This is a genomic window from Eubacterium aggregans, from assembly GCF_900107815.1.
GTDB classification, from domain to species: Bacteria; Bacillota; Clostridia; order Eubacteriales; family Eubacteriaceae; genus Eubacterium_O; species Eubacterium_O aggregans.
Genome location: NZ_FNRK01000064.1, coordinates 1 through 1064 on the forward strand (window position 1 = coordinate 1; position 1064 = coordinate 1064).

1 rRNA gene is annotated in these 1064 nt (G+C 51.3%); it reads left to right on the forward strand.

Features of this window, described 5'->3' with window-relative positions:
* Positions 1 to 1064: ribosomal RNA gene (locus BLW33_RS13925) — 23S ribosomal RNA — on the forward strand; the annotation flags it as partial.

Below are 1064 nucleotides of genomic sequence, written 5' to 3' on the forward strand. Positions count from 1 at the left end.
AATAGTTGCATGCTGTAGACCCGAAACCGTGTGATCTATCCATGAGCAGGTTGAAGCCTGGGTAAAACCAGGTGGAGGACCGAACCAGTGTCTGTTGAAAAAGGCTTGGATGACTTGTGGATAGGGGTGAAATTCCAATCGAACACGGAGATAGCTGGTTCTCCCCGAAATAGCTTTAGGGCTAGCGTTTTGCGAAGACTACCGGAGGTAGAGCACTGAATTGGGTAGGGGGCTAAAAGTCTACCGAACCATATCAAACTCCGAATGCCGGCTAGTCATGCAAGGCAGTCAGACTGTGTGAGATAAGTCTCATAGTCGAAAGGGAAACAGCCCAGACCATCCGCTAAGGTCCCCAAGTACTGATTAAGTGGGAAAGGATGTGTCACTGCACAAACAACCAGGATGTTGGCTTAGAAGCAGCCATACATTTAAAGAGTGCGTAATAGCTCACTGGTCGAGTGGTGGTGCGCCGAAAATGAACGGGGCTCAAATCAGGCACCGAAGCGATGGATTATGGTAACTACCATAGTGGTAGGGGAGCAATCCCTGTGGAGCGAAGCTGCATTGTAAGGTGTGGTGGACTGCAGGGAAGAGAGAATGTTGGCATGAGTAGCGAAAGTGAAGTGAGAATCTTCACCATCGAAAGCCCAAGGTTTCCTGAGGAAGGCTCGTCCGCTCAGGGTAAGTCGGGGCCTAAGCCGAGGCCGGAAGGCGTAGGCGATGGACAACTGGTTGAAATTCCAGTACTAGCGTGATGCGCTATAAGAGAAGGAGTGACACAGAAGGGCAAGCGAACCCGGGCGATGGTAGACCCGGGCCAAGCAGTGAGGCTGATCGAGGAGGCAAATCCCCTTGGTCATAAGGCTGGGCTGTGATGGGGAACGAAAAACAAGTAGGGAAGTCGCCGCACTCACACTGTCAAGAAAAGCTTCTATCAAGTATCATGCTACCCGTACCGTAAACCGACACAGGTAGGCGAGGAGAGAATCCTAAGATGAGCGGGAGAAGTGTTGTTAAGGAACTCGGCAAAATGACTCCGTAACTTCGGGAGAAGGAGTGCCTCG